Source organism: Streptomyces sp. SCSIO 75703 (assembly GCF_036607905.1).
Taxonomy (GTDB): domain Bacteria; phylum Actinomycetota; class Actinomycetes; order Streptomycetales; family Streptomycetaceae; genus Streptomyces.
Genome location: NZ_CP144555.1, coordinates 3,578,313 through 3,604,814 on the forward strand (window position 1 = coordinate 3,578,313; position 26,502 = coordinate 3,604,814).

A 26,502-nucleotide genomic window follows, 5' to 3' on the forward strand; every position below is an offset into this window, starting at 1 on the left:
GGGGCGATCACCGGGCGGGAGCGCCGGGCGGGCCGTGCCGCCGGGCGGGCCGGCCGGGCGGGCCGGGCTGGCCGGGGAGGGCCGCCTCACCCCTCCAGCAGCCGCTGCCCCACGTACTCGCCCTTCGCGGCGCCCCCCGGTACGGCGAACAGGCCGCTGGCCTCGTGCCGGATGTACCGGGACAGCGCGTCCCCCCGGTCCAGCTTGCGCTGCACCGGCACGAAGCCCCGCAGCGGATCGGCCTGCCAGCAGACGAAGAGCAGCCCGGCGTCCGGGGCGCCGTCCGCGTCCATGCCGTCGTGGTAGGAGAAGGGCCGCCGGAGCAGGGTGGCCCCGCCGTTCTGGTCGGGGCGGGTGATGCGGGCGTGCGCGTTGACCGGCACGACCAGTTTCCCGGACCCGTCGGCCTTCTCCAGGTCCATCGGCGTCGTCTCGCCGCCCCCGGAGAGCGGGGCCCCGTCGGACTTACGGCGCCCGATGACGTGTTCCTGGGCCGTGAGGGAGAGCTTCTCCCAGTCGTCGAGGAGCATGCGGATCCGGCGGACGACGACGTAGGAACCGTGCGCCATCCACGCAGGGGACCCCTCCCCGGGGACGAAGACCTTCGCGTCGAAGTCGGTGTCGGCGGGCTTCGGATTACGGGTGCCGTCGACCTGGCCCATGAGGTTGCGGGCGGTCATGGGGTGGGCGGTGGCGCCCGGCGAGCGGTTGAACCCGTTCATCTGCCAGCGGACCCGGGCCGCCTCCCCCGCGTCCCGCTGGACGGCGCGCAGGGCGTGGAAGGCCACCAGCGCGTCGTCGGCTCCGATCTGCACCCACAGGTCCCCGTTGCTGCGGGCCGCGTCGAGGCGGTCGGCGGAGAAATCGGGCAGCGGGGCGAGCGCGGCCGGCCGCTGCGCCGCCAGACCGGTCCGGCCGAAGAAGCTGTGCCCGAATCCGAAGGTGACGGTCAGCGAGGACGGGCCGGCGTCCCCGGCCACCCCGGTGTCCCCGGACCCGGCCGGTTCCCCCGCCATCAGCCGGCGGGCCGTGTCCGACCAGCGGCGCAGCAGCGCGGCGGCCTCACGGCGCCCGGCGCCCGCCGTGAGGTCGAAGGCGACGAGATGACCGACGGCCTGCATCGGCGAGGTGATGCCGGGCTGATGTTTCCCGTGAAACATCGCCTCGCTCCGGCCCAGCGAGGTCAGCGGGGTGGCCGGGGCGGGAGCGGCGGCGTACCCGGCGGCACCGCCCGCGGCGCCGAGCGCGAGCCCGGTGGCGCCGGCGGTGCCGAGCAGCCGGCGCCGCGAGATGCCCTCGCGGGCGGCGGTGCCGGACGGGCCCGCGGCCGTCGCGGGGTCTGCCCCGGGGGTGCGGGTATCCGGAAGGGACTGGTCAGCCATGGTGCGGTTCAGCCGATCTGCGCGTTCTTGGAGACGGTCACCTGGTCGACGTCGGAGGTCCGGACGGTGACGGCGACCTCCCAGTCGCCGGCCATCGGGATCTGCACGCCGCTCGCCGACCAGTGTCCGGCGGTGATGCGGTCCGGGGCCACGGGCAGCGGCCCGATGTCCCGGGTCTTCAGGGTCAGGGCGACCTTGACCTCGGGCAGGTCGAAGGGGGTTCCGTCGGGGCGCTCGGCGAAGAGGTGCAGGGTGTTCTCGCCGACCCGCGCCGGGTCGGCGTCGACCCGCATGACGCCCTTGCCGTCGGGGCCGCCGGTGTCGAAGGACATGTCCAGGGTGAGGGCCCCGGAGGGGGCGGCGGGCGAGGAGGCCGAGGACGACGCTCCGGGAGCCTCGCTCTGGGCCGTGCGCCCCGGCTCGGTCTGGGTGAGCGCGGTGGTGACCGCGAGCAGGACGACCGCGACGCCCGCTTCGGCGAGGACCGAGCGGCGCAGCCCCAGGCGGTGCGGGTCGGCGTCGCGCAGCCGCTTGCGCCGCGCGGTGTCCATCGCCGCCCGCTGCCGGGCGAGCTGCGCCGCGCGCCGGGAGTCGGCCGTACCGGCCTCGCCGCCGTCCGTACGGCCCGCGCCGCCGTCCGTGCCGTCCGCGCCCCCGCCCGTACGGCCTGCGCCACCGTCCGTGCCGTCCGTACCGCCGTCCGCGCCCGCCGCGCCGCCGGAGCCCTTCTCCGCGCCGGTCTCCCGGGTCCGCGTACCGCTGTCCGGAGCCTCCGTGCCGCTGCCCCGGACCGCGGGGGCGGCGGTCCGCTTCTTCTCCTTCTCCCGGGGCCGGGGCACGACGGCCGTGGTCTCGGCGAGCCGCGCGGTCCACCGGCGGGAGAAGAAGGCGATGCCGACCACCACGGCCACCAGCAGCACCTTGGCGATGAGCAGTTGCCCGTACGCGGTGCCGGTCAGCGCCGTCCAGGACCCGAGCTGGCGCCAGGACTGGTAGACGCCGGTCGCCACGAGGGCGACCACGCTGCCGAAGGCGAGGTGGGAGAAGCGGCGTACCGCCGAGGTGGGCACGGGAGTGTCCGCGGGCGCCCGGTAGAGGGCGGCGAGCAGCGCGACGAGCCCGCCGAGCCAGGCGGCGACGGCCAGCAGGTGGACGATGTCGACCGGCATGGCGATCCCGGCCTGGAGGCCGACGGAGGCGTGCTCGGACATCGCCCAGCTCGCGGCGAGCCCGGCCGCCACGACGGTGCCGCCGGCCGCGAGCCCGAAGGTGAGGTCCCGCTTCTCGGTGTCCGCGCGCTTGTCGTACGCGCCGAAGAGCACGGCGACGAAGAGCGCCCCCGCGGCGAGCAGCAGCAGCCGGGAGACGAGCGCCGCCCCCGTCTTGCTCTGGAGCACCTGCCCGAGGAGGGTCAGGTCGACGATGTCCCCGGCCTTCCCGGAGGTGGTGTACGCCCCGCGCAGCAGGAGCAGGACGAGTGTGGAGCCGGTCAGCGCCAGCCAGCCGGAGACGACCAGCCGTTGCAGGACCCGCACCCCGGCGCCGCGCGGCCAGCAGGCCAGGACGAACGCGGCCCCGCCGACGAGCACGGTGAACCCGGCGTACGACACGTACCGCCCGATGCCGTACAGGGTGCCGACGAACCCGCCGCCGGCCGCCGGGACGGAGGCGGAGACGGACGTCTCGGAGGGGGCGCCGATGGAGAAGGTGTAGGCGCCGGCCACCGGGTGGCTGTCGGCGGACACGACCTGGTAGGCCACCGTGTAGGTGCCGTCGGCCAGGTCCGGCTTCAGCTTCACCGCGTAGGTCGTGCCGCCGGTGCCGAAGGGCTCGCCGTCGTCGACGCGGGTGCCTTTCGGGTCGAGGACCCGCAGGGAGTCGGCGTCCGTGGAGACCGACTCGGAGAAGGAGAGCGACACCTGGGCCGGGGCCTCGTCGACCACCGCCCCCTGCTGGGGATCGCTGCCGGTCAGAGCGGCGTGCGCGGAGGCCGGCGCGGCGCCGGCGAGCAGCGCGAGGAGCGCGGCCAGCAGCAGCGGCACCAGGGTTCTCAGCCGCGGGGCGGTGGTCTGCGTCAAGGTGGTCCCTCCCTCAGTGTCCGGAGCGTCCGTCCGCGGGGCGGTAGGTGGCGGACTTCACCGGCATGGTGACCGTGACGGGGTCGGAATGGGCGAAGCGCAGTTCGACGGTGACCGTCTCGCCTTCCTGGAGGCGGCGCGTCAGCTTCTCGAACATCAGGTGGTTGCCGCCGCTTTCGAGGACCAGCTCGCCCCGGGCCGGGATCGGGAGGCGGTCGGCCGCCTTCATCCGGCCGTCGACGGTCCGGTGCACGCCGACCTCGCCGGCCTCGCTGGTGACGGAGGTCAGTTCGTCCTTGCCCTCACCCTTGTTGGTGATGGTGAGGAAACCGGCGGCCATGGAGTCGGAGACCGGCTGCGGTATGTAGGCGGAGCCGACGGACAGGTCCGGTGCGGCGTCGGAGCCGTCGCCGCAGCCGGCCAGCAGCAGGGCGCCCGCGAGTGCCGCGGCGGCAACGGCGGGGCGCCTCACGGGTTCTCCCCCTTGACGATCTTGGGGAGGTCCTGGGTGTAGTCGTCGACGGTGGTGTCCTCGCCGTAGAGGACGTAGCCCGCGTCCGTCTTCGGGGAGAACGCGACGACCTGGGTGCCGTGCGTGGAGACGATCTCGCCGTCCTTGTCCTTCGTGGCCGGCTCGATGGAGATGCCGAGCGTGCGGGCGCCGGCCTGGATGGTGTCGAAGTCGCCGGTCAGCCCCACGACCGTGGAGTCGATGCTCTTGAGCCACTTGCCCAGTTCCTCGGGGGTGTCCCGCTCCGGGTCGGTGGTGACGAACACCACGCGCAGCGCGTCCTGGTCGGCCTGGGAGAGCTGCTGCTTGGCCACGGCCAGGTTGTGCATGGTGAGCGGGCAGACGTCCGGGCAGTGGGTGTAGCCGAAGTAGATCAGCGTCGGCTTGCCCGCGGTCTGCTCGCGGAAGTCGTACTGCTTGCCGTCGGTGCCGGTGAGGACCAGGTCGGGCTTCTCGAAGGGCTTGTCGAGGACGGTGGCCGCCTGCCGGGCGGTGTCCTCGGAGACCATCGTGACCGGCGGGTCGTTGTCGGTACCGCTGCCGCAGGCGGACAGGGTCAGGGAGGCGGCGGCGAGCAGGGCGGCCGCGGCGAACGTCTTCTTGCGCATAAGGAAATGTCCCAGATGTGAAGTACCCCGGCGGGCACCGGGGTCCCCGGACGACAGGGACCCCGGCACCCACCGGACGGGTGGGCGCGCCGCCGCCGAGGCGGCGGCGCACCGGCGGGCGTGGTTACGCCGACGTCCCGGAGTCGCGCCGGCGTCCGGCCAGCACGCCGTAGCCGATGCCGGCGGCGCCGACGACGATGCCGACGATGCCGAGGACGCGGGCGGTGGTGTCACTGCCGTCTCCGGAGGCGGAGCCCTCGGCGGCGGTGTTCTCGGTGCCGGAGCCGGCCTTGTCGTCGGCGTCGGCACCCGACGCGCCGTGGCCGTCGCCCTCGGGGGCGGACAGCGTCAGGACGGGCGCGGGGGTGTCCGGCTCCTCCTGGCCCTCCTGCGGCACCTCGATCCAGCGCACGACCTCCTTGTTGGAGTACGTCTGGATCGCCTTGAAGACCATCTGGTCGGCGTCGGCGGGCAGGGTGCCGACGGAGACCGGGAACTTCTGGAAGAAGCCCGGCTCGATGCCCTTGCCGTCCGCCGTCCAGGTCACCTTGGTGACGGCCTCGTCGATCTGCTTGCCGTGCACCTCCAGCGGCTTGTCCAGCTTGGACTTGGTGACCTCCGCCTTCCAGCCGCTGACCGGCTGCGGCATCACGGACGCCAGCGGCTGGTCGGCCGGGAAGGTGACCTCCACCTTGGTGGTGGAGGCGTTGTCGCGCTCGTTCGGCACCTTGAAGTCGACGACCGCGTAGCCGCCCTTGGCCGCGGTGCCCTCGGGCTGCACGGTGACGTGCGCGAACGCGGGGGCGCCGAGGGCGAGGACGGCGATGCCGGAGACGGCGCCGACGGCGGCGATACGGGAAACCTTCATGGAGGGAGTGCTCCGCTTCGGATGAGGTCCGGTGCTGCACCGGACGGAGGGAGGAGAGCGCGCGGGCGCGCGCGGGCCGCACGACGGCGGCCCCCTCCGGCTCCGCGCTCGGCGGAAGCGGGGCGGTGGTCGCGTCGTGTCAGGCGGCGAGGGCGACGGCGCTCGGCGGTCCGCGCCGGATCACCGAGTGCTGGAGCACGACGGTGTGCGGCTTCGACGGCGCGCGGCGGGCCGGGTGCGGCAGCCGCGGCCCCGTGCCCGGTACGGCGGCCTGCCCCGTGTGCAGCGCGCGCACCAGGGCCAGCGCCGCCCGCAGCGCCCGGACCAGGGCGCCTTCGGCCACCGACTGGGCCGAGTGCGCGGACAGGGCGATCAGCCGGGTCAGGGCCAGGTCCCCGCGCCGCAGCAGCCAGCCCGCGGCGAGGGCCGCGAGGGCGTGGCCGAGCAGCATCGGCAGGGAGGGGAGCAGGGCGGCGGCCGGGCTCCCGAGGGTGTCCGCCGCGGGGTGTCCGCCACCCGTGCCGGGGGGCGGGACGAGCCGCGCGTCGGTGAGGATGCGGTGTGCCTGGGCGGGGCTGATGGCCGCCGCGGTGGTCCCGCACACCAGGCGGGCCGCCTGCTGGACGAGGGAGGCGTCGGACATGGCCCCGTCCGCCGCGCCGGAGGACGCCGCCGTCGCGCCGGCGTGCTGGCCCAGCCCGAACAGCGCGTGCAGCGCGGTCTGGCCCGCCGTGAGCAGGGCGGTGATCAGCGCGAGGGAACGCTCGCGCCCGGCGAGGGGCACGGCGACCAGGACCGCTCCGAGGAACCCGGCGCCCAGCGTCCACAGCGGAACGGCGGCGCAGGAGGCCAGGGTGTGCCCCGCCGCGGCCAGCACGACGCAGACCGCGGCGAACACCGCGGCCCGCAGGAACCGGAGGTCGGCTCCGGAGCGCGCCGTAGGCGGGTGGGGGGCAGTCATGGCGGGCCCATCATCCCACTGGCCCCCGGGATCCCGTACGGCAGGTCCACACGATGCGGTACGACCGTATGGTCACCGCCCGGCCGGGGGCGCCCCGGCATACACCGATCACTGCGGGGACGCATCCGCCGTATGGGCGTTCCGGCGTACGGACCGCGCTTATGGCCCGGGGTGGGGGGCAATACGTATCGGTATGTCGAGCCGTGGCCGGGAGGCTGGAGCATGAGCATCTGGTGGTCACTCCATTTGCGGCGCGAGGCCGCGAGCGTCCCCCTGGCGCGCCGTCTGCTGGTCGGCACGATGGAGACCGCGGGCGTCGACCCCGACATCTCCTTCGACCTGTCCGTCGCCCTCGGCGAGGCGTGCGCCAACGCGGTGGAGCACGGCGGTCCGGACGGGCCCGGCGGTCCCTCGCAGGCGTACCGCGTCACGGCCTACCTGGACGGCGAGCGGTGCCGGATCGAGGTCGCCGACTCGGGCCCCGGCTTCCCCGGGCGGCCGGTCCGCGCGGCCTCGCCGGAGGCGGAGCACGGGCGCGGCCTGTGCCTCATCCGGGAGCTGGCCGACCACGTGCACGTCGGCGGCGCGCAGGGCCGGGCCGGCGCGGTGGTCAGCTTCGACAAGGTCCTCAAATGGCGCGAGGACGCCCCCCTGGCGGCGGTGTGACCACCGCGGGCGCCCCACGGCACACGGACGGCCGGGTACGGGGCACGTACCCGGCCGTCCGCGTGTGCCCGCGCGGGGTCAGCCCTTCAGGGCGGCCATCCACCGCTCGACCTCGTCCGACCGCCGGGGCAGCGCGGCGCTGAGGTTCCGGTTGCCGTCCTCGGTGACCAGGATGTCGTCCTCGATCCGGACGCCGATGCCGCGGTACTCCTCCGGCACGGTCAGGTCGTCGGCCTGGAAGTACAGGCCCGGCTCGACGGTGAGCACCATGCCGGGCTCCAGCGTGCCGTCGACGTAGGTCTCCACGCGGGCCGCGGCGCAGTCGTGGACGTCCATGCCGAGCATGTGACCGGTGCCGTGCAGCGTCCAGCGGCGCTGGAGGCCCAGCTCCAGCACCCGCTCGACCGGGCCCTCGACGAGGCCCCACTCGACCAGCCTGGCCGCCAGCACGCGCTGCGCGGCGTCGTGGAAGTCGCGGTACTTGGCGCCCGGCCGCACCGCCGCGATACCGGCCTCCTGGGCGTCGTACACGGCGTCGTAGATCTTCTTCTGCAGCTCGGTGTACGTGCCGTTGATCGGCAGCGTGCGGGTGACGTCGGCCGTGTAGTAGGTGTGCGTCTCCACGCCCGCGTCGAGCAGCAGCAGTTCGCCGGAGCGGACCGGGCCGTCGTTGCGGACCCAGTGCAGGGTGCAGGCGTGCGGGCCGGCGGCGCAGATCGAGCCGTAGCCGACGTCGTTGCCCTCCACGCGCGCGCGCAGGAAGAAGGTGCCCTCGATGTAGCGCTCGCTGGTCGCCTCGGCCTTGTCGAGGACCTTCACGACGTCCTCGAAGCCGCGCACGGTGGAGTCGACGGCCTTCTGCAGCTCGCCGATCTCGAACTCGTCCTTGACGAGACGGGCCTCGGAGAGGAAGACGCGCAGCTCCTCGTCGCGCTCGGCGGTGACCTTGTCGGTCAGCGCCTCCTCGATTCCGGCGTCGTGGCCGCGCACGACGCGCACCGGGCCGGTGGCCTCGCGCAGCAGGCCGGTCAGCTCGCGGACGTCGGAGGCGGGGATGCCGTACCGCCGCTCCGCCTCGGTGAGGGAGTGGCGGCGGCCGACCCACAGCTCGCCCTGGCCGTCGAGCCAGAACTCGCCGTTCTCCCGGTCGGAGCGCGGCAGCAGGTACAGGGTGGCGGAGTGGCCCTCGCTCTCGGGTTCCAGGACCAGGACGCCGTCCTCGGTCTGGTTGCCGGTGAGGTAGGCGTACTCGACCGAGGCACGGAAGGAGTACTCCGTGTCGTTCGAACGGGTCTTCAGGTTGCCCGCGGGGATCACCAGCCGCTCGCCGGGGAAGCGGGCGGACAGCGCGGCGCGGCGGGCCGCGGTCTCGGCGGCCTGGGCGATCGGCTCCAGGTCGTGCAGCTCGGTGTCGGCCCAGCCCGACCGCATGTTCTCGGCCAGCTCGTCGGACACGCCCGGGTACAGGCCGTTCTTGCGCTGCTTGATCGGCTCTTCCTCGGTGCCTTCCGGGGTCTCCGGGAGCTCCTCCGTCACGGTCTTCCTCCTTGTCGCGGCACTGGACCACTCCCCATCGTACGGTCGTGCGGAAGGGGGCACAGGGCTGCAGTACCGCTTACACCGTGCATCACTGTCCGATATCCGGACGCAAGGGGCGTCTCGAAGGGGCGCGAGGGCGTCGGAGCGAACGTTTTCGGCCGATCCCTCGGCGGGCCGGCGCGCGGGCCCGCCCGTCATGGGCGGGGCGCGGCCCGCCGCCGGGCCGGCGCGCGCCGCTACTCGAACCGCACCGCCAGCAGGACGACGTCCTCCTCGCTGTCCGCGTCGCCCGCGCCCTCGGGCAGGACCGTGCGCAGCACGTGGTCGGCGACGGCGTCCGCGTCGTGCCGGGCGGAGCGGGGGATGCCCGCCGCCGCGGCGCGCAGCCGGGCGAAGGCGCGGTCGGCCGGGTCGCCGGTGCGGTGCAGCAGGCCGTCGGTGTAGAGCAGGACCGTCTCGCCCGGCTCGGCCTGGATCTCCACGCTGGGCGCCTCCCAGCAGGCGAGCATGCCGAGCGGCGCGGAGACGGAGGTCTCCACGAACTCCGTGCGGTGGTCGCCGACGAGCAGCGGCGGGCTGTGCCCGGCGCCGGCCAGGGTGATCCGGCGCGGGGCGGGCTCGCAGTAGCCGAACAGGGCGGTGGCCGAGCGGGCGGGCTCGGTGAGCCGCAGGAGCAGCTCCAGGTCGGACAGGACCGCGACCGGGTCCTCGCCCTCCATCACGGCGTACGCCCGCAGCGAGGCGCGCAGCCGCCCCATCGCGGCCACGGCGCTGGGGCCGGAGCCGGTCACGGAGCCGACGGCCAGGCCGAGCGCGGCTTCCGGCAGCGGCAGCGCGTCGTACCAGTCGCCGCCGCCGCGCGGGCCGGTGCGGTGCCGGGCGGCGAGCTGGACACCGGGCACCCGTGGCAGACGGGAGGGCAGCAGTTCCTCCGCCAGGGTGGCCATCGCCGTGCGGGTGCGCTCCAGTTCCAGGAGGCGGGCGAGGTGTTCGGCCGCGCACCGGGCGTACAGCCCGGCCAGGTGCCGCTGCCGCTCGGCCGGTTCGGCGGGTTCGTCGTAGAGCCAGACGGCGGCACCCAGCCGTCCGGTGCCCCGCGCGCTCAGCGGGAGGGCGTAGCTCGCGGCGTAGCCGAGGCGGGCGGCGACCTCGCGGTGGCGGGGGTCGAGCCCCTCGGCGGCGAACAGGTCCGGGTCGGCGATGCCGGCCTCGGCGGGCGGGCCCGGCGGTGCCTCCAGGAGCCGGCAGTGGGGCAGGGCGGCGCGCGGCACGGTCTCGAGGAGGCCGAGGTCGGCGCGGGCCAGGCCCAGTCCGACGGTGCCGCGCGGACCGTGTCCGTCGGCCGGTTCCAGGACGACCAGGCCGCGCCGGGCGCCGACCAGGGCGGCACCGGCGCGCAGCACTTCCTGGAGTGCCTCGGCGAGGGAACCGGTGCCGGTCAGCCGCTCGGTCAGTTCGTGGAGGGTCGTCAGGTCGGAGATCCAGCCGGCGAGACGGTCCTGGAGGAGGACGCCCGGCGGGTCGGCCGGGGCGGGCGGCGCGGCCGGCGCGTGTTCCGGGCCGGCGGGCGCGACAGTGTGGGCGGGGGAGGGAACCGTCGAATCGATTCCAGCCACTTTCGCGGGGTGTGGGGCGGTCATGGCGTCCGGCTTTCCGACCGGTGTTTACTGCTCAAAAGCATCGCAAACCCCCATGTTGTTCTGCGCCGCAGCAGTGTCTCCACATGTACACGCACTCGTGAGGAGATGTCCAGCATTGTCCTGCGGGGATTCCTGGTGTCCGAGGGGAACGGGAGACCTTCCTCCCGGCCTCTTGCGGAAGAGTGAAGTTGGCTCGAAACTGCCCCATGGGACCTCTTGTTGCGGTCGACTGGGGGTGCTCCACGGAGCGTCACAACGGTCGTGATGGGTACGTACTTCGGTGAAGGCCAGGGGTGGCCGGGTCCCCCCGGAACCTGGCGACGGACCCGGGCGTCCTATCCACCGACGGCCGTGCCCCATCCTCCCGCGGCGGAGGCGAAGAGAACCACGCGGAACGGCAAACGCCAGACTTCGCCACCCCGCGCCACGTCCGTGCCCGTGATCGACGCAGTACGGGCGCAACCGCCGCGGACGCAGTCAGAGTTCGGCCCAGAGGGGTGCCCCCTGCCCAGAGCGGGGGTGTGATGCGCGAACGAGCTCCGCACAGCGAAGTGATCGACACATGGTGTGATGTGACCACGGTGTTGCCAGGCGTGCAACGGAAAGGAACGAGCGCTCATGCGCGAGATCCTCGGAAAGCGACGCAGGCTCCTGTCCCGGCGCGACGACGACGGGCGGCCTGAGCTGATCGGCGCGGCCCTGACCTACGCGACGCAATGGCAGTGGCCCGTCCTCCCGGGCGCGGCGCCGGACCCGGAGGCGCGGTCGCGCTGTACGTGCCCCGACGCGGAGTGCACGGTGCCCGGCGCGCACCCCTTCGACCCCGGCCTGCTCGCGGCCACCACGGACGGGCGCATGGTGCGCTGGTGGTGGAGCAACCGGCCGACGGCACCGATCGTGCTCGCCACCGGGGGCGGCGCCCCGTGCGCCGTCTCGCTGCCCGCCCTGCCGGCCGCCCGCGCCCTGGCCGCGCTGGACCGCGCCGGGATGCGGCTCGGCCCGGTCGTCGCCTCGCCCTCCCGCTGGGCGGTCCTCGTGCGGCCGTACACCATGGAGCAGTTGGGCGAACTCCTCTACGCCAAGGACCACGTCCCCGGTTCGCTGCGCTTCCACGGGGAGGGCGGTTACCTCGCCCTGCCGCCGGGCGAGACCGGCACCGGTGAGGTCCGCTGGGAGCGCGCGCCGCTGCCCGGCTCCGCCTCGCCGTGGGTGCCCGATGTGGAGGCCGTCGTGGACGCGGTGGTCGACGCCCTCACCCGGACGGGTGTGAGCGCGCCCGAGTTGTAGGGAGTGTCGGGCGCGGGCGGCCTCCGGGCGGGCCCGCGCTCGTTATCGTCCGCCGCATGTCGCCTGATGCCGCGGGAGACCGCCGCGCCGCGAGACCCCGCCGGACCGCACCGTTGCCGAGTCGCCGTGCCCCGCGCCGGTACGCCGTCCTCGGTGCCGTGCTGGGCGCGGTCGCCCTGTCCTGTGCCACGGCCTGCTCCGGGACCGGGGGAGACCTGACCGACGACGCCCCTCCGGCGGTGCGCACCCTCGCGCCGCACACCGGCGCGACCGTGTCCGGGGCCTCCGCCCCGGCCGGTGCGCCCGGCGGCGGGGACCGCTCCCCGCTGCCGCCCGGTGCCGCCACCGCCATGCGCTGCGGTCCCGAACTCGGCGCGCCCGACGGCGTGCGGGCGCGCACCTGTGTGCTGACGCAGGGGGCCGAGACCTGGGCGCGGACCTCCTACCGCAACGCCACCGGACAACCGCTGGAGGCGGTGCTCCGCCTCACGGGGCCCGGCGGGCAGAGTGTGCGGGCGCGCTGTCCGGTGGGTGCCGGGGACGCCCCCGACGTGTGCGAGACGCCGCGGGAGCGGCTGCGGGGCGATGCGGAGGGGTACGAGGCGGTCGCCGAGTTCTCCGCACGGGACGGTGGCGGGATCCTGCTGCGGTCCGGGAGCAACTTCGCCACGGCAACGGGCGGTTGAGCGGCGAACGCGGTGCGTGAACGGCCGGCGGCACGGAAAGACCCGGTTGCTGGCGACGGGGGATGCACCAGCAACCGGGCTACGGGAACGGTAACAAGAGATCGGCGGTTAGCAAATTCGATCTCAGTTTTCCGGTCACCGACTCGCCTGTGTCCGGGGGGAGTTAGGAACGGAGTGCTCCGCTCCACATCGGTCGGCCGGCCCGGCCGGCTCCCGGCCGGACCGGTGTCGCGGAGCCGGGTCAGCTCAGCGTGACCTGGCGGTTCGTCAGCCCACCGCGCGCCCGGCGCTCCTCGGGGGTGAGGGGCGCCTCCGTCGCCAGGGCCTCGGCGAGCCGCTCGGCGAACTCGGCCGCCGGCTTCTCCACGTCCTGCGCGCCGACCCCGCCGGGCAGGTCCCACACCGGGACGGTGAGCCCGTGGGCACGGAAGGAACCGACCAGCCGGGTCCCCTCGCCGAGGGAGGAGCGGCCCGCCGCGTGCAGCCGGGCGAGGGCGTCCAGAAGCCGCTCCTCCTCGTGCGGCATGACCCAGCGCAGGTGGTTCTTCTCCGGCGTCTCGCACCAGTAGGCGGCGTCGGCGCTCTGGAGGCGGACGGTCGGCAGCGCCGCGGCGTTGGCCCGCTCCAGGGAGGCGGCCACCTCCGGCGTCGCGTTCTCCGCGTCGGGGACCCAGAACTCGAAGCCCGTGTGCACCACCGGCTCGAAGGCGCCCTCCGGGGCGAGGAGGTCCTGGAGCCGCGGACCGTCGGCGGGAGCCCGGCGGCCCTGCACCGGCGTGCCCGGCTCGGCGGTCAGCGCGCGCCGGAGGGTGTCGGCGAGGTCGCGGCTGATGTCGCCGGACGCCGTGTCGTTCTGCAGGCCGAGGAGGACGGAGCCGTCCTCGCGGCGCAGCGCGGGCCAGGCCATCGGCAGCACCGTGGCCAGGGTGACCGAGGGGACGCCCTCGGGCAGTCCGTCCGCGAGCGTCAGGCCGACGGTGGCCGCGGGGACCAGTTCGCGCAGGGCCACCCAGTCGCACTCGCCGGGCAGTCCCTCGAAGGGGCGCTGCACGAGCTCGGTCGTGGCCTGCGCCGCGGCCCGGCCGTGGCACGCCTTGTAGCGGCGGCCACTGCCGCAGGGGCAGGGCTCACGGGCTCCGACGACCGGGATCGCTCCCTCGTCGAGCCGGGGCCGCCCGGCCTTGGTCTGGGGTCGCTTCTTGGCCATCGTGGGTGTCTCCCGGTAGCGGCTCTTCTCGTACGGCGCGAGCCTAGCCGTTCGCCCACCGGCGGACCGGACCCTGTGGACGACCGGGCGGCGGGCCGGTGCCGGACCGGGCCCCGGCGGGGGCGGGAGGCCGGGACGGGCCCGCGCGTGACGGGCGGGCGCCGTACGTGACGGGCGGGCGCCGCGCGCGATGGGCGGGACACCAGACCGGGACGAGGGGCCCGCCGCGCTGATGTGGCCCGTCCCCGCCGGCAGCGGGCCCGTACGCGTGCGCTCCACCACGAGCCGTGCGGCCCGCCCACGTGGTCCGGGCCGTCCCGAGGCGCCGGCGTCGTCCGGCGCGTCCGGGGCGGCAGCGTCGGCGATGGAGTTCTGGTCGTCCGGCCTGGTTCCCGTCGTCCGCGGCAGCCGGGCCGTCCGCGCCGAGGCGCGCGTGCCGGGTCTGCCGGGTCGGCCGAGGGGGACGGGATCGGCCGGCCGTCCGGACCGGCCGGGGGCAGGCGGCCGGCCGGAGGGGGCGGGCCGGCGGGTCAGCCCACGTCGTCGAAGGCTTCGGCGAAGTCCAGACCGGGCAGGTGCGCCACCGCCGGTGCCACGACCCGGCTGACGAAGTCGTCGCGCCGGTGCCCGGCGTCCGGGTCGTACACGTCGGTGTGCACGACGACCCAGACCGTGACCTCCCCGCGCACGTCGTCCCGTACCCCCCAGTCGTCCGCGAGGGCGGTGATGATGTTCAGCCCCCGGCCGCCGTGCGCGGTGACCGACGGGGTCGCCGGGGCGGGCCGGGTCGGTCCGCCGCCGTCCGTGACCTCCACGAGGAGCCGGCCGGCCGGGTCCACCCGCCACGCGGCGCGCACGGCACCGTCGCCGACCGCCACGCCGTCCAGCGGACGGCCGTGTTTGCACGCATTGCTCAAGAGTTCCGAAAGAACCAGTACGGCGTCGTCGATGACCGATTCCGCCACGCCGCCTCCGCGCAACTGCTCACGCATCCGGTGTCGTGCTTCCCCCACGCCCGCAGGGCCATGGGGTACGGCCATGCTCGACGACGTGGGCACTTCCTGTGCCACCACCAACGCCACCCCCGAGACCTCCTTCGCCCCACGCCACGGTGTGGATGCCCCACCGGCCAGGGCCGGAAACCGGTCGATCCCCCCGTGGTGACGCATTCGACACGGCGGGACACGTGCCGAACGCGCCGGTGCACCACCTGTCGTGTACGGCTCACGCAGAGGGGTGGCGGCCCGGAGCTCAGCGCCCCAGGCGCTCCAGCACCGCGCGCGGCCGGTTGGTGATGATCGCGTCGACGCCCAGCTCGACGCACCGGTCCACGTCCACGGGCTCGTTCACGGTCCACACGTGCACCGGGTGACCCGCCTGCCGCAGTCGTTCGACGTACCCGGGGTTGTTCCGCACGATCCGGATCGAGGGGCCCGCGATGTCCACCCCGGCGGGCAGCCGGCCCTCGCGCAGCCGCGGTGTGACGAACTGCATCAGGTACACCGTCGGCAGCGTCGGCGCCGCCGCCCGCACCCGGTGCAGCGAGCGGGCGGAGAAGCTCATCACCCGCACCGGGGACTCCTCGGGCGCGGCCGGGGCGTCGAGCCCGAACCGCCGGAGCAGGTCCAGCAGCCGTTCCTCGACCTGCCCCGCCCAGCGGGTGGGGTGCTTGGTCTCGATGGCCAGTTCCACGCGCCGCCCCGCGTCCGCCACGAGTTCGAGCAGCCGCTCCAGGGTCAGCACCGAGGTCTCCTCGCGGTCCTCGGGCCGGTGCACCCAGTCCGGTTCCTCACCGCGCCGCCGCCAGGACTCGCGGCTCCGGCGCGAGCCGAAGTCCAGCGCGGCCAGATCCGACAGCTCCAGTGCGGAGACGGCACCGCGCCCGTTGGACGTACGGTTGACCCGCCAGTCGTGGACACAGACGAGGTGGCCGTCGGCGGTCAGGCGCACGTCGCACTCCAGGGCGTCCGCCCCCTCCTCGATCGCCTTCCGGTAGGCGGCGAGGGTGTGCTCGGGCGCCTCCTCCGAGGCTCCGCGGTGGGCGACGACCTGGATCGGTTGCTGTCGTGCGTGGGTCACCGCGTCATGGTGCCACCGTGTGCGGGTGGATGGGCGAACGGATGCGACGGCCTCACGTCCGTTTAGCCTTGGATGACCTATATAAAGAAGAATCGTGGACGCACAGCGACCGCTTATGGTGCTCTGACGGCCCGTGGGAAAAGCTGATGGCATACGACGAGACCCGTATCCCGGCACCCGCGCCGGAGCGTGGAGCGGCCCGCGTGAACGTGGGCGAGCGCGTGAGCCGTGCGACCGGGAGGCAGCCGTGGATGGACCGAGGAGAGAAGCTGTGAGCACCGAGAACGAGGGCACCGCGGTACCCCCGGCCCCGCCCGCACCTCCCGTGCCGGCGGACTCTCCCGCAGCCTCCCCGCACCCGGCCGCGTCCGGCGACGGCGGACCGCGGCCCCCCGCGCCCGCGGCGCCGTACGGCGCGTCCGACCCGCGGCACGCGCCGGGTCCGCACGGCGCTCCCGACCCGCAGGACGCCCCGCAGGCGCCCGCCGCGCCGCCCAACGCGCCGTCGTACGCGCCCCACCAGGACGGTGGCGCCCCGGGGAGCCAGGCGCCCGACGCCTCCTGGCCGCCCCCGCCCCCGCCGCCGTCCCTCCCCTCCTACGGCGGCGGGGACGGCTCCGGCGGCGGATGGGGAGGCTCCGGCGGCGGCTGGGGCTCCTCGTACCAGCCGTCCGCCCCCAAGCCCCGCGGCCGGGGCGGCCTGGTCGCCGCGGTCCTCGTCGCCGCGCTGGTCGCGGGCGGCCTGGGCGGCGGCCTCGGCTACACCCTGGCCCGCAACAACGACGCGACGGGCTCGACCACGGTCGCCGCCTCCGACACCGGGGGCTCCGTCAAGCGCGACCCCGGCACGGTCGCCGGCGTGGCCGCCAGGGCGCTGCCCAGCACGGTCACCATCGAGGCCGAGTCCACCAACGGCGAGGGCGGCACCGGCACCGGCTTCGTCTTCGACAAGCAGGGCCACATCGTCACCAACAACCACGTGGTGGCCGAAGCGGTCGACGGCGGCAGACTCAGCGCGACCTTCCCCGACGGCAAGAAGTACCAGGCACGGGTGGTCGGTCACGCCCAGGGCTACGACGTGGCGGTCATCAAGCTCGTCGACGCGCCCTCGGACCTCGTCCCGCTGCCGCTGGGCGACTCCGACAAGGTGGCGGTCGGCGACAGCACCATCGCCATCGGCGCCCCCTTCGGCCTCTCCAACACCGTGACCACGGGCATCATCAGCGCCAAGAACCGCCCCGTGGCCTCCAGCGACGGCAGCGCCGGCAGCCGGCCCTCCTACATGAGCGCCCTGCAGACCGACGCCTCGATCAACCCGGGCAACTCCGGCGGCCCGCTGCTGGACGCCCAGGGCAACGTCATCGGGATCAACTCCGCGATCCAGTCCACGAGCAACGGCGGTTTCGGCACCGGCCAGGCCGGCTCCATCGGCCTCGGCTTCGCCATCCCGGTCAACCAGGCGAAGTTCGTCGCCCAGCAACTGATCAAGACGGGCAAGCCGGTCTACGCGAAGATCGGCGCGTCCGTCTCCCTGGAGGAGACGACCAACGGCGCCAAGATCACCGACCAGGGCGTCGGCGGCTCGGCACCCGTCGAGGCGGGCGGCCCTGCGGCGGCGGCGGGGCTGAAGCCCGGGGACGTCATCACCAAGCTGGACGACCGGGTGATCGACTCCGGGCCCACGCTGATCGGCGAGATCTGGACCCACAAGCCCGGGGACAAGGTCACGGTCACCTACGAGCGCGGCGGCAAGCAGCACACCACCGACCTCACCCTGGGCTCCAAGACCGGCGACGACTGACCCGGCCCACACCGGGCGCCTGTCCGGCCGGGGTGCCTGCCCGGCCGGCGGTGCCCGGGGGTGCCTCCCGCCCGGGTGCCCGCGGCGCGCCCGGCCCGTGACCTCGGCCACCTCGGGGCAGGCGGGCCTCCCGTCCGCCGGAGACGGGACGGCGCCCGCCCGTCAGCGGCGCGGAAGATCCCCCCGGGCGGTGCGCCACAGGCCGACGGCGAGGAGGGCGGCGGACCCCGCCCAGGACAGGGCGTCGGACGTCCCGGCCGCCGGCCAGGCCCACCAGTGCGCCGACCCGTCGGGCCCGTAGCCGAAGACCGAGACCACCAGGGCCGCCACCGCCGGGAGCACGGTCGAGGCGTGATCCCCGAGGACCGTCCTGCCGAGGAGGGCCAGCCCGGTGTAGCAGGCCAGGTTGCGGACGGCCGCCTCCGCCGTGGAACCGTCGAATTCGCTGATCCACCCGGCCGCGAAGGGGAACGCCACGACGGCCGTCAGCGCCACGACCGCGGCGGCGAGCAGCGCGTCGAGGGCGGCGGCCCGCCGGACCGCCGCCGACTCGACGGACGGGGGCGAACCGTGACAGGCGTTCAGGGCGACGGCCGGTGCCAGCGGGGTGAGGAGGACCAAGGGGACGCTCACCGAGGTCGCGCCCCCCAACTGCGGCAGCGGGACACCACGGTCGCCGACGGCGAGGACGACGGCCCAGAAACCGGCGGTCACCCCCATCAGCAGGGCGACGCGGCGCGTGTGGAGCCACCAGGTCATCGCGGCATGCACCGGGCCCGTGCGAGGGCGGAGCGGTACCAGTCCTCCTGCGGTCTTGCGCCGTCGGCGAGCACGGGCGCGACAGACTCCCACACACGGGGCCCGGCGCGGTGCCGGGCTTCCTCCTCGCTCGTCCCGGCGTGCACGGAGAGCCAGGCGCGGAGAGAGTCCTCCGCTTCGACCGCCCGCTCGACGGCGGCCGGGTCCGCCGGGCAGGTCCCCCGGCCCGCCCCCGCGCCGGTGCCGACCAGGAGGTGGGTGAGGTCCGAGACGAGCCCGGCCCGGATGTCCTCCCCGGTGAAGCCCGGATCCTGCCGGACCGTGACCGTCCAGCGATTCGCGGGGTGCCGTCGGCCGTCCTCGGTGACGACGTCCGGTGCGTCGATCCCGACACCGCCGAGCCCCGCGACGGCCGTGGTCACGATGCCGGCGGTCTCCGCCAGACGGGACCGGTGCTCGGACCACACGCACACCCGGGTCCCCTCGGCAGTGGCGCAGACGAGGTCGGACGCGGGGCGCGCCCGGACCGCGTCGGCGCCGAGCCCGTCCACAAGGGCGACGCTCCCGGTGGTGGTCGCCACCGCGGTGAGCAGGGCCACCGCGCCACCGGCGTACGCGGTGGAGCCGGGGAGGACGCCCAGGCGCGGGGCGTGCGGGGAAACGGCCACGGCGGCCACGGCGAGCGCGGCCAGGCCCACGGCCAGGAGCGCGGGGGCCGCGATGCCCGCCGGGTCGGCGACGGCGGTGTTCATACAGCAGCCGAACGCCGGCCCCGTGAGGTGGCGCAGCCACAGCGGCTCCAGCGCGGCCGGGTAGACGTTCCACAGGTAGTCCCCGACCAGCACCACCGGCACGGCGGCCACCACGGGCACCCACATGCCGACCGCGTACCCGGCCAGGGTGTGGGCGACCAGGACGACCGCCGCGGAGGCGAGGACGGAGAGGCCGGGCCACCCCGCGGGCGACTCCATCTGCAGCCGCACCCCCGCGAGGGCCACCCCCAGGGCGAGGAAGCCCAGGGCCGCGACCGGTGCGAGGGCCGCCGCGCCGATCCGCCACCCGTTGCGGGCGGGAGCCCCGGCCCCGATCCCGGCACGGCGGAGCCTTCCGGCCTCCCAGGCGGCGCACGCCGCGGTCACCGGAGCGATGAACATCAGCGTCGAGGCCGCCTTCGCGGTGGCGGACGCCCAGTAGCCGTCCAGGTTCCCGGACACCTCCGCCGAGAAGACGTAGAGGAGGACGACGCCCAGGAGCGGCGGCGCGGCGAGGACGGCCGAGCGGGCGCGCGGAGGGAAACGGAACATCACCACGCCTCACCCCCGCCGAGCACCGCCGCGTAGGCGCCCTCGGCCCAGCGGCCCGGAGCGGTGTCCGGCGGCGCCTGGGCGCGGAACTCCCGCACCGTGCCGCTGAAACGGACCGTCCCCTCCGCCAGGACCACGACGTGGTCGTACACCTCGGAGAGGTCCTCGGTCTGATGGGTGGAGGCGATCACGTCGGCCGTCTCCGAGAGTTCCTCGACCACCCTGCGGAAGACGCCTCTCTGCGCGGGGTCGAGGCCCGCCGTCGGCTCGTCCAGGAGGACCAGGCGGGACGCGTGGACCAGCGTCTGTGCCACGCCGACGCGCCGAAGCTGCCCGCCCGACAGCGCCGAGGCCGGCTCATCGGCCTTTCTGGCGAGCCCCACCCGGTCCAGCGCCCCGACGGCCGCGTCCCACGCCTCGCCCCCGCGACATGCCCTTGAGCCATCCGGCGTACGCGACCTGTTCGCGGCACGTCATGCCGGGGACGGGGGTGATGTGCTGGGGCATCCAGCCGACCCGGCGTCGGTAGACGCGCAGTTGAGCGCGTATCGCCGGGTCGAGTCCGGCGAAGGCGACGGTGCCGGTACGGGGCTTCAGCACGGAGGCGGCCAGGGCCAGGAGCGTGGTCTTGCCGGCCCCGTTCGGGCCCAGGAGCACCGTCCGCCCCGCGGGGAAGCCGAAGCTGAGCCGGTCGAGGACGACGGGGCCCCGCCGGTACCGGTAGGTGCAGGTGGCGAACGTGACGGACACAGCCTCACAGCCTTCTCGCGGAGTCGACGTGGGCGTGCGCCGCCCGGCCTCCGCCACGGGCGGCGGGGCCCGCGACGGCGACGGCGGCACACGCAGACCGATGATCACCCAGACCGGCGATCGGCACCGCGGATCCCGGAAACTCGCCGGGAAGGCGACCGGAACCCCAGGCGTCCCCTGCTCGCGGGCGGAAGAGCCCCGTGGACCGCGCCCCCGGGCGAGGCCGGGGACCGGTAGGCTGTAGCCCGCTCCGCCCCAGGTGGGCGGTGCCGGGGTGGGTTGCCCGAGCGGCCTAAGGGAACGGTCTTGAAAACCGTCGTGGCGCAAGCCACCGTGGGTTCAAATCCCACACCCACCGCACGGCTGAACGGCCCCTGACCAGGTATGACGGTCGGGGGCCGTTGGCGTTTCCGTTGGTTGCCGGTTGCCGGTTGCCGGTTGCCGGTTGGCGGGTGGGCATGGGTGGAGGGTGGGTACGGCTCGGGGAGCCGTACCCACCCTTGGTCACCGACAGTGCCCGGGGCGGGTCGTCAGGTGGTGCGGCGGCGGTGCCTTGTCAGGGCCAGGGCCGCCGCGCCGACGACCAGCAGGCCGGCGGCCATGGCTGCCACGCCGAACACGGTGGTGCCGGTGCGGGCCATGATGCCGGAGAGTCCGCCGGACGGCTTCGGAGCGGCGGGCTTGGCGGGCACGCCGGGGGCCGCGGGGTCGTCCGGTGTGGCGTCGACGGTCGCGGTGGCCTCGGGTGAGGTCACCTCGGTGGTGCCGGCCCGGCCGGAGGCGGTCGCGGTGTTGACGACCTTTCCGTTCGCGGCCTCCTCGGCGGTGATGGTGTGCGCCCGGGTGGTGCACTCCATCGTCTCGCCCGGCGCCAGGCTGGTCCTCGGGCAGGTCACGTCACCGGCGGTGGGGTCGGAGACCGTGATGTCGGTGACGGTCAGGGTGCCCTGGTTGGCCACCTGGAGCTTCCACTCGACGCGGTCCCCGGCACCGGTCCGGCCGTCGCGGTCGGCGTCGGTGACGTCGGCCGTCTTGGTGAGCGCCAGCCGGGCCTGGCCGCCGGACGGCACGGTGACCTCGGAGGGCGGGGAGACCGGGGGTTCGCCCGAGGGCGGGGTGCCGGTGGCCGTGGCCGAGTTGGTGACCGTGCCCGCGTCCACGTCGGCCTGCGTGACCGTGTAGGCGGCCGTGCAGGTGACCGTGGCCCCGGGCGCCAGGGACGCCGCTTCCTCCGGGCAGCTCACGGCGCCCAGCTTGCCGCTGCCGGTGAAGTCCCCTTCCTCGACCTTGACGTCCTTGACCGTGACGTTGCCGGTGTTGGTGACGGCGAACCGGTAGGTGATCTCCTCACCGGCGACCAGCTTGCCGGGGTTCTCCGTGCCGGCCGACTTGACCACCGCCAGGGCGGGCTTCGGCTCCTGCGGCACGGTGACCTCGGAGGGCGGGGAGACCGGCGGTTCGCCACGCGGCGGGGTGCCGGTGGCCGTGGCCGAGTTGGTGACCGTGCCCGCGTCCACGTCGGCCTGCGTGACCGTGTAGGCGGCCGTGCAGGTGACCGTGGCTCCGGGGGCCAGGGACGCCGCTTCCGCGGGGCAGTTCACGGCTTCCAGCTTGCCGCTGCCGGTGAAGCCCCCTTCCTCGACCTTGATGTCCTCGAGCGTGACGTTGCCGGTGTTGCGCACCGTGAAGCCGTACGTGATCTTCTCGCCGGCGACCAGGTTCTCGGCCGTGCCGCCGGTGGCGGACTTCACCACCGACAGGCCGGGCTCGTCGGGCGCGGTCACCGTCGTCTCGGAGGGCGGGGAGACCGGCGGTTCGCCGCGCGGCGGGGTGCCGGTGGCGGTGGCGCCGTTCTTCACCGAGCCCGCGTCCACGTCGGCCTGGGTGACCGTGTAGGAGGCGGTGCAGACGACCGTCTTCCCCGGAGCGAGGGATGCGGCGTCCTTCGGGCAGACGACGTCGCCGAGGGTGCCCTTGCCGTCGAAGTCGCCCTCGTCGACCGTCACGTCCTTCAGCGTGACGTTGCCGGTGTTGGTGACGGCGAACCGGTAGGTGATCTCCTCGCCGGCGACCAGCTTGTCGGCGGAGGCGGTCTTGACCACCGCCAGGGCGGGTTCCTCCGGCGCCGGGACGGTCGTCTCGGACGGCGGGGAGACCGGGGGTTCGCCGGTGGGCGGGGTGCCGGTGGCGGTCGCGGAGTTGGTGATCGAGCCCGCGTCGATGTCCTCCTGGGTCACCGTGTAACCGGCGGTGCAGGTCATCGACGTGCCGGGAGCGAGCGAGGCGGCCTCAGCGGTGGGGCAGACGACGTCGCCGAGGGTGCCCTTGCCGTCGAAGTCGCCTTCGTCGACCTTGACGTCCTTGAGCGTGACGTTGCCCGTGTTGGTGACCACGAAGTCGTACGTGATCTCCTCACCGAGAACCAGCTTGCCGGGCTCGCTGCTGTGGCCGGTCTTGACCAGGGAGAGGCCGGGCTCCTGCGGCGGGGTCACCGTCGTCTCGGAGGGCGGGGAGACCGGCGGTTCGCCGCGCGGCGGGGTGCCGGTGGCGGTCGCCGCGTTGGTCAGGGAACCGGCGTCCACGTCCTGCTGGGTGACCTCGTAGGTCGCGGTGCAGGTCACGGTCTCGCCGGGGGCCAGGGACGCTGCCCCGGCCGGGCAGACGACGTCGCCGAGGGTGCCCTTGCCGTCGAAGTCGCCTTCGTCGACCTTGACGTCCTTGAGCGTGACGTTGCCGGTGTTGGTGACGGCGAACCGATAGGTGATCTCGTCCCCGACGGCCGGGTTCGCCGTGGAGGCGGACTTGACCACGGACAGGCCGGGGTCGTCGTCGGTCTTCACGGTCGTCTCGGAGGGCGGGGAGACCGGCGGTTCGCCGCGCGGCGGGGTGCCGGTGGCGGTGGCGCCGTTCTTCACCGAGCCCGCGTCCACGTCGGCCTGGGTGACCGTGTAGGAGGCGGTGCAGACGACCGTCTTCCCCGGAGCGAGGGATGCGGCGTCCTTCGGGCAGACGACGTCGCCGAGGGTGCCGTTGCCGTCGAAGTCGCCTTCGTCGACCTTGACATCGGTCAGCGTGACGTTGCCGCTGTTGGTGACGACGAAGCTGTACGTGATCTCCTCACCTGCCGTCAGTTCCTCGGCGGAGGCGGACTTCACCACCGCCAGCGCGGGCGCCGGCGGCTCGGTGAGGGTGACCTCGCTCGGCGGGGAGACCGGGGGTTCGCCGGTGGGCGGGGTGCCGGTGGCGGTGGCGGTGTTCTTCACCGAGCCGGCGTCCACGTCGGCCTGGGTGACCTTGTAGTCGGCGGTGCAGGTGACGCTGGCGCCGGGGGCCAGGGACGCGGCCCCGGCCGGGCAGACGACGTCGCCGAGGGTGCCCTTGCCGTCGAAGTCGTCTTCGTCGACCTTGACGTCCTTGAGCGTGACGTTGCCGGTGTTGGTGACGACGAAGCTGTACGTGATCTCCTCACCGGCCGTCAGCCTGTCGCCGGAAGCCGACTTGGTCACCTTCAGCCGCGGGGCGGACGGCGCGGGGACGGTCGTCTCGGAGGGCGGGGAGACCGGGGGTTCGCCGCGCGGCGGAGTACCGGTGGCCGTCGCCGAGTTGGTGATCGACCCCGCGTCGATGTCCTGCTGGGTGACCTCGTAGGCCGCGGTGCAGGTCACCGTCTCGCCGGGGGCCAGGGACGCTGCCCCGGCGGGGCAGACCACGGCGCCGAGCGTGCCGTGCCCGCTGAAGTCGCCTTCGTCGACCCTGACGTCCTCGAGCGTGACGTTCCCGGTGTTCTCGACGGCGAACTCGTACGTGATCTCCTCGCCGATGACCAGCTTGCCGGCCTCGCTGCTGGAGGCGGACTTGACCACGGACAGGCCGGGGTCGTCGTCGGTCTTCACGGTCGTCTCGGAGGGCGGGGAGACCGGGGGTTCACCGGAGGGCGGGGTGCCGGTGGCGGTGGCGGTGTTCTTCACCGAGCCCGCGTCCACGTCGGCCTGCGTCACCGTGTAACCGGCGGTGCAGGTCACCGAGGCACCCGGCGCGAGCGAGGCGGCCCCGCTCGGACAGGTCACGGCGTCCAGGTCACCGTGGCCGGTGAACTCGCCCTCGTCGACCTGGACATCGGTCAGGGTGACGTTGCCGGTGTTGGTGACGACGAAGCGGTACGTGATGTCCTCGCCCGCGACCAGCGCGCCGGCGGAGGAGGACTTGACCACCTTCAGCGCGGGGTCGGACGGCGCCGGGACGGTCACCTCGGAGGGCGGGGAGACCGGGGGTTCGCCGGAGGGCGGGGTGCCGGTGGCCGTGGCCGAGTTGGTGATCGAGCCGGCGTCCACGTCGGCCTGCGTCACCGTGTAGGTGGCCGTGCACGTCATCTGCGTACCGGGGGCCAGGGCGGCGGCCCGGTCGGCGGGACAGTCCACGGCCGGCGGAGCACCGGCGCCCGTGAAGTCGCCTTCCTGGACCCTGACGTCCTTGATCGTGACGTTGCCGGTGTTGGTGACGACGAAGCGGTACGTCACTTCCTCGTCCGCGACCAGCTCGTCCGGGCGGCTGCTGTGACCGGACTTGACGACCTTCAGCGCCGGTTCGGCCGCCACGTCGACCGTCGCCGAGTCCGGCGGGGACGTCGTCGGCGTGGTCTCGTCCGGCGCGGTACCGTGTCCGGTCGCGGTGTTCTCGACGGAGCCCGCGTCCAGGTCGGCCTGGGTGACGGTGTAGGTGCCCGTGCAGGTCAGGGACGCGCCCACGGCCAGCGGACCGGCCGGGCAGTCGATCGCCGGCGGCGTACCGGTGCCGGAGAAGGCCGTCTCGGTGACGCCCGGGTCGGCCAGGTCGACGTTGCCGGTGTTGGTCAGCAGGAAGGAGTACGTCAGCTTCTGCCCGACCGCGTTCACCGTGCCGGGGGCGGCCGTCTTCTTCACCGTGAGGGCGGGTTCCACGGCACAGCTCGTCACCGAGGACTGGTTGTCGCCCGCCCCGGGGTCCTGCTCGTTGGCGAGGACCGCGCCGGTGTTGGTGACGCAGCCGGTCATGCCCGCGGGGCTGTCCGCGGTCACGGTGACGGTGTTCTCGGTCCCGGCGAGGGTGCGCCCGCCCACGCAGGTCACCGCGTTCCCGGAGACGGAGCAGCCCGCCGTCGTGGTCCTGACGTTCGTCAGCGGCGCCGGGACGGTGTCGGTCACCGTGTAACCGCTGGAGTTGCCGGGCCCGTTGTTCTTCACCTTCAGCGTGTACGTCACGGTGGAACCGGGCTTGAACTGCTCGGGGCCCGTCTTCACGATCGAGAAGTCCGTCGGCAGGCCGGGCGAGGCCGCGCCGTCGTTGTTGCCGCTCGCCGGGCCGGGCGAGGTCGAGACGAGGGTGAACGTGGGGTTCGCCGCCCCCGGGTTGGTGATCCTGAACTGGGTGACCTTTCCGGTCACGTTGTCGGACACCCCGATGTTGCCGTTGCCGAACGTCCAGGCCGCGCCGTACGGGGCCGGCGGCAGGAACGGCGCCGTGAAGTACGTGACCGCCTTGGTCGCGCCCGCGCCGAGGAGGTCGGCGCGCACGATGCGGCCGTCGTTGGTGCCGCCCCAGAAGTAGCCGTCGGCGAAGGTGAGGTCGTTGGCGGTGGGGGGCGCGGACAGCGCGATGGTCGCGAGGACCTTGCCGTTGACGGGGTTGATCCGGTGGGCGGTGGCGTTCCCGGCACCTCCGACGTAGAGGTTGCCGTCGGAGGCGAAGCCGCCCCAGTTGGCGCCGCCCGGCACGGTCTCCGTGCCCACGCGCGTGACGACGCCGCCCTGGCCGATCCGGATGACCGAGGCGGGCGGGATGCCGCTGCCCGTCGTGCCGCCGACCCCGTACAGGTAGTTGTCGGCGGTGTTGTAGCCGATGGCGTTGTAGGTGAGGGGGGAGGCGGCGCCCTCGGGATGGAAGGTGACGCTGCCCGAGGCCCCCGTGACCGCCTTGTAGAGGCGGGTCGGTATCTCCTGGCCGACGAAGACCGTCGGGTCGGCCGGGTCGAACGGGCCCCCCGGTGCGGCCTGGGTCCGCGACGCGGTGACGAGCGGTGTCACGACCGCGCCCGCCGTGAGGATCAGCGCCATCACCAGCAGGCCGATGAACGAGCGTCTCGGGCGTCTTCTGTGCCGTGCCGGGCGATGGCGAACTGCGGCGGTCATTCAGCCCCTCCGGATTCCGCCGCGGTATGCCCCGCGGCACCTGCGCGTCGTGCGGCCGGTCCTCCGCGGAGCGATCGGCGGCCCGCTCTTCCTCCGGGCGGGCTGAGCAGCCCTTCTCCGGGTGCGGGTTCCGCGACGACCGGCCCTCTCCTCCTGCTGTTCATGCCGGAATCTCCCTCCAGAACATGACCAATGGGCGCACTTGCCGTAAT

The 26,502-nt window shown here is 74.4% G+C and carries 20 protein-coding genes, 1 tRNA gene and 1 pseudogene; 5 read left to right on the top strand and 17 right to left on the bottom strand.

The features are described from left to right. Positions 1-86 precede the first annotated feature (86 nt). The 6 genes from efeB to VM636_RS15645 form a co-directional block, all read right to left on the bottom strand. Positions 87-1,382, bottom strand: coding sequence for an iron uptake transporter deferrochelatase/peroxidase subunit (efeB, locus tag VM636_RS15620; RefSeq protein WP_338484880.1), 1,296 nt, complete (start codon positions 1,380-1,382; stop codon positions 87-89). A gap of 8 nt (positions 1,383-1,390) precedes the next feature. After that, positions 1,391-3,460: a copper resistance protein CopC gene (locus VM636_RS15625; RefSeq protein ID WP_338484882.1), complete on the bottom strand. Its 2,070-nt coding sequence runs from the start codon at positions 3,458-3,460 to the stop codon at positions 1,391-1,393. Between the two features lie 13 nt (positions 3,461-3,473). After that, positions 3,474-3,932: a copper chaperone PCu(A)C gene (locus tag VM636_RS15630; protein ID WP_338484884.1), complete on the bottom strand. Its 459-nt coding sequence runs from the start codon at positions 3,930-3,932 to the stop codon at positions 3,474-3,476. Then, positions 3,929-4,579, bottom strand: coding sequence for an SCO family protein (locus tag VM636_RS15635; protein WP_053913060.1), 651 nt, complete (start codon positions 4,577-4,579; stop codon positions 3,929-3,931). The genes VM636_RS15630 and VM636_RS15635 overlap by 4 nt, the downstream gene beginning before the upstream one ends. 124 nt (positions 4,580-4,703) lie before the next feature. Then, positions 4,704-5,447, bottom strand: coding sequence for a YcnI family protein (locus tag VM636_RS15640; protein WP_030420116.1), 744 nt, complete (start codon positions 5,445-5,447; stop codon positions 4,704-4,706). 139 nt (positions 5,448-5,586) lie between these two features. Continuing rightward, complete coding sequence (locus tag VM636_RS15645) at positions 5,587-6,408, bottom strand: hypothetical protein (protein ID WP_030420117.1); 822 nt, start codon at positions 6,406-6,408, stop codon at positions 5,587-5,589. A gap of 222 nt (positions 6,409-6,630) precedes the next feature. Between VM636_RS15645 and VM636_RS15650 the strand changes: the two genes are divergently transcribed. Continuing rightward, the gene (locus VM636_RS15650) at positions 6,631-7,074 is read left to right on the top strand and encodes an ATP-binding protein (RefSeq protein WP_338484887.1); all 444 of its coding nucleotides are present in this window, start codon (positions 6,631-6,633) and stop codon (positions 7,072-7,074) included. A 78-nt stretch (positions 7,075-7,152) separates the two neighbouring features. Here the strand turns inward: VM636_RS15650 and VM636_RS15655 are convergent, their stop codons facing one another. Both VM636_RS15655 and VM636_RS15660 read right to left on the bottom strand, forming a co-directional pair. Next, the gene (locus VM636_RS15655) at positions 7,153-8,610 is read right to left on the bottom strand and encodes an aminopeptidase P family protein (RefSeq protein WP_338484889.1); all 1,458 of its coding nucleotides are present in this window, start codon (positions 8,608-8,610) and stop codon (positions 7,153-7,155) included. Between the two features lie 239 nt (positions 8,611-8,849). Continuing rightward, positions 8,850-10,253 (bottom strand): PP2C family protein-serine/threonine phosphatase, encoded by a 1,404-nt coding sequence (locus VM636_RS15660; protein ID WP_053913063.1) that lies wholly within the window; start codon positions 10,251-10,253, stop codon positions 8,850-8,852. Between the two features lie 618 nt (positions 10,254-10,871). Between VM636_RS15660 and VM636_RS15665 the strand changes: the two genes are divergently transcribed. Beyond that, the gene (locus tag VM636_RS15665) at positions 10,872-11,540 is read left to right on the top strand and encodes a bifunctional DNA primase/polymerase (RefSeq protein ID WP_030420121.1); all 669 of its coding nucleotides are present in this window, start codon (positions 10,872-10,874) and stop codon (positions 11,538-11,540) included. A gap of 113 nt (positions 11,541-11,653) precedes the next feature. After that, positions 11,654-12,226, top strand: coding sequence for a hypothetical protein (locus tag VM636_RS15670; protein WP_078855891.1), 573 nt, complete (start codon positions 11,654-11,656; stop codon positions 12,224-12,226). A gap of 241 nt (positions 12,227-12,467) precedes the next feature. On the opposite strand, the gene VM636_RS15675 is transcribed toward VM636_RS15670, so the two are convergent. From VM636_RS15675 to VM636_RS15685, 3 genes are all read right to left on the bottom strand, one after another. Further along, positions 12,468-13,433, bottom strand: coding sequence for a DUF5926 family protein (locus VM636_RS15675; RefSeq protein ID WP_030420123.1), 966 nt, complete (start codon positions 13,431-13,433; stop codon positions 12,468-12,470). A 530-nt stretch (positions 13,434-13,963) separates the two neighbouring features. Continuing rightward, a complete protein-coding gene (locus VM636_RS15680) occupies positions 13,964-14,602 on the bottom strand; it encodes an ATP-binding protein (RefSeq protein ID WP_037858096.1) in 639 nt (212 codons plus the stop codon). An 82-nt stretch (positions 14,603-14,684) separates the two neighbouring features. Further along, entirely contained in the window at positions 14,685-15,512 is an 828-nt protein-coding gene (locus VM636_RS15685) for a glycerophosphodiester phosphodiesterase (protein ID WP_030420125.1), read from the bottom strand. A gap of 271 nt (positions 15,513-15,783) precedes the next feature. On the opposite strand from VM636_RS15685, the gene VM636_RS15690 reads away from it, so the two are divergent. Next, positions 15,784-17,313, top strand: coding sequence for a trypsin-like peptidase domain-containing protein (locus VM636_RS15690; protein WP_030420126.1), 1,530 nt, complete (start codon positions 15,784-15,786; stop codon positions 17,311-17,313). A 162-nt stretch (positions 17,314-17,475) separates the two neighbouring features. Here VM636_RS15690 and VM636_RS15695 read toward each other — a convergent pair whose 3' ends face one another. The 5 genes and pseudogenes from VM636_RS15695 to VM636_RS15715 form a co-directional block, all read right to left on the bottom strand. Beyond that, a complete protein-coding gene (locus VM636_RS15695) occupies positions 17,476-18,072 on the bottom strand; it encodes a hypothetical protein (RefSeq protein ID WP_199809376.1) in 597 nt (198 codons plus the stop codon). Further along, positions 18,069-19,376 (bottom strand): hypothetical protein, encoded by a 1,308-nt coding sequence (locus VM636_RS15700; RefSeq protein WP_338484894.1) that lies wholly within the window; start codon positions 19,374-19,376, stop codon positions 18,069-18,071. The genes VM636_RS15695 and VM636_RS15700 overlap by 4 nt, the downstream gene beginning before the upstream one ends. Continuing rightward, positions 19,376-19,690, bottom strand: a complete 315-nt coding sequence (locus VM636_RS15705; RefSeq protein ID WP_338486382.1) for an AAA family ATPase — start codon at positions 19,688-19,690, stop codon at positions 19,376-19,378. Before VM636_RS15705 ends, VM636_RS15700 begins: the two co-directional genes overlap by 1 nt. 3 nt (positions 19,691-19,693) lie before the next feature. Beyond that, a pseudogene (locus VM636_RS15710) lies at positions 19,694-19,759 on the bottom strand (hypothetical protein); the annotation flags it as partial. After that, complete coding sequence (locus tag VM636_RS15715; RefSeq protein WP_338484896.1) at positions 19,734-20,126, bottom strand: ATP-binding cassette domain-containing protein; 393 nt, start codon at positions 20,124-20,126, stop codon at positions 19,734-19,736. The gene VM636_RS15715 and the pseudogene VM636_RS15710, both read right to left, overlap by 26 nt. A gap of 273 nt (positions 20,127-20,399) precedes the next feature. Here VM636_RS15715 and VM636_RS15720 point away from each other — a divergent pair. Continuing rightward, positions 20,400-20,484, top strand: a tRNA-Ser gene (locus VM636_RS15720). Between the two features lie 172 nt (positions 20,485-20,656). On the opposite strand, the gene VM636_RS15725 is transcribed toward VM636_RS15720, so the two are convergent. Next, a complete protein-coding gene (locus VM636_RS15725; RefSeq protein WP_338484898.1) occupies positions 20,657-26,290 on the bottom strand; it encodes a hypothetical protein in 5,634 nt (1,877 codons plus the stop codon). Between the last annotated feature and the right edge of the window lie 212 nt (positions 26,291-26,502).